Source organism: Rhodococcus sp. (in: high G+C Gram-positive bacteria), assembly GCF_049286785.1.
Lineage (GTDB): Bacteria > Actinomycetota > Actinomycetes > Mycobacteriales > Mycobacteriaceae > Rhodococcus_F.
The window spans coordinates 1-6,462 of sequence record NZ_JBAQEO010000027.1 but is presented as its reverse complement, the minus strand read 5'-3'; the positions used below and the strand labels follow the sequence as shown (position 1 = coordinate 6,462).

The following is a 6,462-nucleotide window of genomic DNA, read 5'->3' as shown; positions in this document are numbered from 1 at the left end:
GCTGCCGGACACGCGCTCCGGGTGCTGTTCGAATCGCATCTGGTGAAGGAGAACGAGCAGATCCTGCCTGTCGTCGCCGGCGATCCCGCGGTGTCGCTGGCCGGTATCACGCTCGGCATGCACGAGTTGCTCGGGGCGGGCGGTCACGATCACGAGCACGACTCGGCACCCGAAGAGACGGGGTGTGGCGGTCACACGTGTACGTGCGGTGAGGAAGACCGAACCGATGCGCCGGTGCTCGATGTCCGGGAAGTGCCGCACGCTATCCGGCATGCGACGGTCTTCGGAGCGTTCGACTCCGTTGCACCGGGATCGTCACTCGTGCTGATCGCCCATCACGACCCGGTCCCGCTGCTGCGGCAGCTCACCGAACGCGCCGCCGGCAAGCTCGGCGTGGACTACGAGCAGCGAGGCCCCGAGGCCTGGCGGCTGCGCCTCACCCGGTTGTGAGGATTCCCGGGTCCTGAGCTGGTTCGAAGGTGCGTGCGAGTTCCGTTGTCAACAATCGGAACTCGCACTCGCCGCGCCCTCGTACCCAGACCGGGTCATTGCAGGTCCACCGCTCGGCACTGAGCGTGCGGGTGAGCACCTTGAACGTGGCGGTCCTCGGAAGCTGAGCGCACACCCGAATCAGCGACGGCCGCTGCTTCGGCCCGAGGTCGGGCTGCTCGTCCAGGAAGCGTGCGAACTCGTCGGGGTCGAAGTCGCGCGTGGGTACGACGGCCGCCATGACCCGATCGCCGACGTCGCTGTCCGGTACCGCGTACACCGAAACCTGCGCGAAGCCGTCGTACCGCAGCAGAATCCGCTCGATGGGTGCCGACCCGAGGTTTTCGCCGTCGACACGTAACCAACCCGAGCTGCGTCCGGCGAAGTAGACGAACCCGTCGCGGTCCCGGTACGCGAGGTCGCCGCTCCAGTATTTGCCGTCGCGGATTCGCTCGGCATCGGCCTCGGGATTGTTGTAGTAGCCGGAGAACGCTCCGGACCCGGCCGTGTTCACGAGTTCGCCCGTCGCGGCCTCGGCGTTGACCAGTCGCCCGGCTTCATCGAATTCAGCTGTTGGACAGGGCTTCCCGGTTTCTTGGTTGAGGATTGCGATGCCGTCGGGAAGCTTGCCGAGTGCCCCCGGCGGCGCACCCGGTGTGGCCGAAATGGCAACTCCGCCCTCGGTGGAGCCGAATCCGTCGACCACCATCGTTCCGAATCGACGTCCGAACTCCGCGACGGCGGGCGCCGAACCCTCGTTGCCGTACATGACGCGCAGCGTGTTGTCGGCGTCGTCGGGACGCTCGGGCGTGGCCAGCACATACGACAGCGGCTTGCCCACGTAGTTGGCGTAGGTGACGCCGAATCTGCGCACGTCGGAGAGGAATTGCGATGCGGAGAACTTGCGTCGCAACGCAATGGAGCTGCCGCCTGCGAGCGCCACGGACCAGGACGCCATCATCGCGTTGGAATGGAACATCGGCATCGACATGTACACGACGTCGTTCGGTGAGATCTCGAAGCGCTGGGCGAGCATCACGCCGGGACCCGCGATCTTGGCGTGCGTGCACCGCACCGCCTTGGGGTCACCGCTGGTGCCCGACGTGAAGATGAGCATGAAAAGGTCGTCGGGTTCGGCTGTCCGCGGACGGAATTCGACCCGCGGCCGTGCCAGCAGTTCCTGCCAGTGGGGGGAATCCACGTTGATCACCGGCACCGCGAGGTCGAGGCCCTCGAGCAGCCCGGCCCGACCGTTCTCGGTGAAGATGATCTGGCAGTCGGCCAAGGCCACATCACGGGCCAGTGCCTCGCCGCGGCGGGTGGTGTTGAGCCCAACCAGCACAGCACCCGACAGCGCTGCAGCCCCGGCGAGGAGCGAGAATTCGGGGACGTTGTCCATCAGCACACCGAAATGGCGGGGCCGGCCGGCGTCGAGGATCTGATCCAGTACCGCAGCGCGGCGCCGGCTCGCCGCGACGTGCTCGGACCACGACAGGTAGGTGTCCTCGAAATACAGCCCCTGCCCCTCGATATCAGCGAGACGCAGGAGCAGGTCGGACACCGTGTTCACAGGTGGTGTGGTCATGCCGGAACGATAGCGAGTTCGCTGCCGAGGAGCCGAAGCTGACGGGTGGCCGAGCCGAACCGGAACTCGAGGGCCTTCGCGGCGAGGAAGTACCGGTGTACGGGGTGGTCTTCGTCGAGCCCGACCCCGCCGTGGATGTGGACCAGCGTGTGCGCCACCCGGTGCCCCGCGTCGGAGGCCCAGAATTTCGCGGTCTGCACGTCGCCCTCGGCCGGCAGTCCTTCGCTCAGCCGCCACGCCGCCTGCCAGAGAGTGAGCCGAACGCCTTTGACGTCGATGTAACCGTCCGCGAGCCGCTGGGCCACAGCCTGGAAGCTGCCGATCGGCCGGCCGAACTGCACGCGCTCGCGGGCGTAGGCGGCGGTGCGGATCAGCGCCTCGTCGAGAACGCCGTACTGGTACGCGCAAGCACCGAGGGATCCACGTTCGACGAGCCAGTGCACGATCTCGGCGCCCTGATCGGCGGAGCCGAGGATGCGGTCCTCCGGCAACACGACTCCATGCAATTGCACCTCACCGGTGCTGGCGAAGTCGACGGTCTGCTGCCGGGTGACGGCGACGCCCGGATCGTCCGGCCGAACGAGGAAGACCGCAACGCCGTCGGGTGTGGCCGCCGGAACGAGGAAGAGATCTGCCGACGGGGCGGCGTCGACGACGATCTTGGTGCCGTCCAATGTCCAGCCGTCCGGGCCCGGCCGGGCAGAGGTGACCGGGGCGCCGGGATCGTCGTTCAGCTCCTCGTCGAGGGCAACGGTGAGCATCCTGCCGCCCGTCGCGGCCGGAAACGCCCACTCGGCACGCTGCTCCGCGTTCCCGAACTCCGCGACGGCGCCGGCCGCCATGACGATCGAGGAGAGGTAGGGGACCGGCGCCACCGCACGGCCCAGTTCGATGAGAATGCTGCACTGCTCGAGGACGCCGAATCCGGCACCGCCCGCCGATTCGGGCAGGGCGGCACTCAGCACGTCGGACGAGGCGAGCGCCGACCAGAGTCGCCGATCTATCCGGTCTTCCGTGGCGTCCAGTTCGCGCAGGCGTTCGTTGGTGACAAGGTTCGACACGATCCCACGCGTGAGATCAGCCAGGTCGTGTTGTGCCTCGGTCGGAGAGAAGTCCATGTTCGTAGTCCTAACGCTTCGCGGGGGGCAGGCCGAGAGCCGTCATGCCGATGATGTCGCGCTGCACCTCGTTGGTGCCGCCGCCGAAGGTGAGGATGAGGGACGAGCGGTGCATCCTCTCGATTCGGCCGCGCAGCAGGACGCCGGGTGAATTCTGGCGCAGGGTGGCCGAGGGGCCGAGGATCTCCATCAGCAACCGGTACGCCTCGGTCGCGAACTCGGTGCCGTACACCTTGTTGGCCGATGCCGCTTCCGGGCCCGGCGCCGCTTCCGTGGAAGAGGCGATCTCCCAGTTCATCAACTTCAGGTATTCGGCCTTGGCGTGAACCCGGGCCAGGTTGACCTGCACCCACTCCTGGTCGATGACGCGACGACCGTCGGGCAGCTTCGTGTTCTGCGCCCATTCACGCACCTCCCGCTGGGCGGTGAGGATCGGCCCGGCCGAGGTCAGCGCGACCCGTTCGTGGTTGAGCTGGTTGGTGATCAGCGCCCACCCGCCGTTCTCGGGCCCGACGAGAGCGGATGACGGAACCCGGACGTCCTGGTAATAGGTGGCGCTGGTGTCCGGCCCGGCCATCGTGTGGACGGGTGTGTACGAGAAACCCTCGGCGGTGGTCGGGACGATCAGCATGCTGATGCCCTTGTGTTTCTTCGCGTCGGGATCGGTCCGGCACGCCAGCCACACGTAGTCGGCGTAGGCGATCAGGCTCGTCCACATCTTCTGCCCGTTGATGACGTAATCGTCGCCGTCCTTGACCGCTGTGGTCCGCAGACTCGCAAGGTCCGTGCCGGCTTCCGGCTCGGAGTAGCCGATGGAGAAATGCAGTTCGCCGGCGGAAATCTTCGGCAGGAAGAAGGACTTCTGCTCGGGGGTGCCGAAATGCATGATCGTGGGTGCCACGGAGTTGATCGTGAGGAAGGGAACGGGCGCGCCGGCAATAGCGGCCTCGTCGGTGAAGATCAATTGTTCCATCGCCGACCGCGCCTGGCCGCCGTACTCCCTGGGCCACCCCAGAGTCAGCCAGCCGTCTCTGCCCATCTGGGCGACGACGTCGCGGTACACAGTGCCCTCGCCGTACTCACCGGTGGTGGCGGCCAGCGCCTGCCTGCGCTCGGGTGTCATGAGCTTCGCAAAGTATGCGCGCAGCTCTTCCCGCAGCTCGTGCTGCTGCGGCGTGTAGGTGATGTGCATCGATACCTCTCCAGTCCGGTTGCTCGGTCCCGCCGCCGGTTCCGCGAACCGGACCACAGGCGAACTGTCACAGGTTCCGGCGTCTGTGGTGCGTGTCGGAGTCGGCTCCGGCAGCCCGGACAGGTATCCGGGAGCGGCTCGCAGCCGTGAAACGAATCATTGCACAGGACTGGAACAGGTTCTAGTGTCTATCTCGGGACGGCGTGTGCCCCGCCCGGTGGAATTTTTTCCCGACGAGTTCCGCGTCGGGGTGCCGGGCGTGAGATACCGACGAGAGGCGAGGTTCCATGGAGGTCAGAGTCGATTTCGACCGTTGCGAGGCCAACGGTGTGTGCGTGGGGATCGCACCTGACATTTTCGAGCTCGATGACGACGATCAACTCCACATCACCAGTGCGGTCGTTCCTCCCGGCCGTGAGGCTGATGTGCGCACCGCCATCGATCAATGCCCGAGGGCAGCGCTCAGCGAGCATCCCTGACAACTGTTGCCCAGAACGAGAACACGTTCTACAGTGACCTCGTCCTGTCGCGGATCGTGCTGATGGACCTGCGGCGACGAACGGAGACCAGGAGAACGCGTTCATGAATGCTGTGGCTGACCGTGATGTGAACTTGGACGGCAAGGTTGCTGTCGTGACCGGGGCGGGTTCCGGTCTGGGGAAGTTCGAGGCGATCGGCCTGGCACGGGCGGGGGCGAGCCTGATCGTGAACGATCTGGCGGCGAACGACGCCGTCGAGGAGACTCTCGAAGAGATTCGAGGTCTGGGTGTCAAGGTGGAGTTCGTTGCCGGAGACGTCGGTGAGCGTTCCACCGCCGATGCGCTCATGGAGGCCTCGCAGGGCCGGTTGGGCGGACTGGACATCCTCGTGAACAACGCCGGCATCACGCGGGACCGCATGCTGTTCAACATGTCCGACGAGGACTGGGACCTGGTTTTGAAGGTGCACCTGCGCGGCCACTTCCTGTTGTGCCGGAATGCCGCCACATATTGGCGCGCCAAGTCCAAGGAAGCCGGCGCCCCGGTCTACGGTCGCATCATCAACACGTCCTCCGAGGCCGGATTGCTCGGACCGGAAGGCCAGGCCAACTACGGCGCCGCGAAGGCCGGCATCACCGCTCTCACCCTGTCGGCCGCCCGCGGCCTGTCGCGGTACGGAGTGCGGGCCAACGCGATCTGCCCCAGGGCGCGCACGTCGATGACCGAGAACGTCTTCGGTGAAGCACCGGTGGAGGGGATCGATCCCCTGTCGCCCGAACACGTCGCCGCGTTGGTCTCCTACCTGGCCTCACCCGCCGCGGATTCGGTCAACGGTCAGGTCTTCGTGGTGTACGGACCGATGGTGGCTCTCATGGCCGCCCCGGTGGTCGAACAGCGTTTCGACGCCGACGCGGGGCAATGGACGCCGGAGGCCCTGGCGTACGAACTGGGCGGATACTTCGAGGGCCGCGATCCTTCGGTCATGTTCTCCGCCTCCGCCGCGCTGCGTGAGCTCGGCTGACAGTTCGCCTCCTTCCGAAACGGGCTCTGCCTGTCTGTGCGACACGAATTGTGCGTCTGCGCTTGTTCGCGCAGGTAGTGCGCCATAATGGGCGATGCCAGCCGAACGGACGACACGGTCGATTCGGGGTCGGTACTCCCGTGTGCAGAAACTGTATCGTGTTCTAGTTTTCGGTGGTCGTCGTACGTGGGGGGATGCTCCGGCAGCCTATGGGGTGACGTGTGTGTGCTACCCGTGCCGGGGCCGCGACGAGAACGAGGTAAGCGGTCGGATCGGACCCGCTCCCACCGGTTCGAGGACTCGATCATTTGTTGATTGTGTTCTCTCACAGGATGATAAGAGAATTTCCGTGGCGGAGTTCGACGTGTTTCGTGGTTGAATCGGCAATGAGAGCGACGTCGACATTGTCGGCTTTATTTGCCTGAATCGACCGTTGGGTGGCGTCCGGGTGTGGCACGATTCGAACCAACCGGCGGTCATCTTTGACAGGAGAACACGTTCTAGTTAGTATGACCTGAGTCACAGGCCGTCGGGGGACTGGGCTCAATCACACAGTCGGTGCTGGACGAGATCTGGAC

Annotated in this window: 6 protein-coding genes; 3 read left to right on the top strand and 3 right to left on the bottom strand. The window is 65.7% G+C overall.

The features are described 5' to 3' along the window. Nucleotides 1-450, top strand: a 450-nt coding sequence (locus tag WAW17_RS01385; RefSeq protein WP_422331241.1) for a DUF2249 domain-containing protein, incomplete at its 5' end; no start/stop codon positions are given. On the opposite strand, the gene WAW17_RS01380 is transcribed toward WAW17_RS01385, so the two are convergent. From WAW17_RS01380 to WAW17_RS01370, 3 genes are read right to left on the bottom strand one after another with little or no spacing between them, the layout of a single operon-like run. Next, entirely contained in the window at nucleotides 437-2,074 is a 1,638-nt protein-coding gene (locus WAW17_RS01380) for a long-chain-fatty-acid--CoA ligase (protein WP_422331240.1), read from the bottom strand. The two genes, WAW17_RS01385 and WAW17_RS01380, sit on opposite strands and share 14 nt — an antisense overlap. Beyond that, entirely contained in the window at nucleotides 2,071-3,192 is a 1,122-nt protein-coding gene (locus WAW17_RS01375; RefSeq protein WP_422331239.1) for an acyl-CoA dehydrogenase family protein, read from the bottom strand. The genes WAW17_RS01380 and WAW17_RS01375 overlap by 4 nt, the downstream gene beginning before the upstream one ends. Before the next feature lie 10 nt (nucleotides 3,193-3,202). Next, entirely contained in the window at nucleotides 3,203-4,384 is a 1,182-nt protein-coding gene (locus tag WAW17_RS01370; protein WP_422331238.1) for an acyl-CoA dehydrogenase family protein, read from the bottom strand. Nucleotides 4,385-4,671: 287 nt separating this feature from the next. On the opposite strand from WAW17_RS01370, the gene WAW17_RS01365 reads away from it, so the two are divergent. Together WAW17_RS01365 and WAW17_RS01360 are read left to right on the top strand one after the other, a co-directional pair. Next, nucleotides 4,672-4,863 carry a ferredoxin gene (locus WAW17_RS01365; RefSeq protein ID WP_422331237.1) on the top strand — a complete coding sequence of 64 codons (192 nt, stop codon included), beginning with the start codon at nucleotides 4,672-4,674 and terminating at the stop codon, nucleotides 4,861-4,863. Between the two features lie 103 nt (nucleotides 4,864-4,966). Beyond that, entirely contained in the window at nucleotides 4,967-5,884 is a 918-nt protein-coding gene (locus WAW17_RS01360; protein ID WP_422331236.1) for a 3-oxoacyl-ACP reductase, read from the top strand. Nucleotides 5,885-6,462 lie beyond the last annotated feature (578 nt).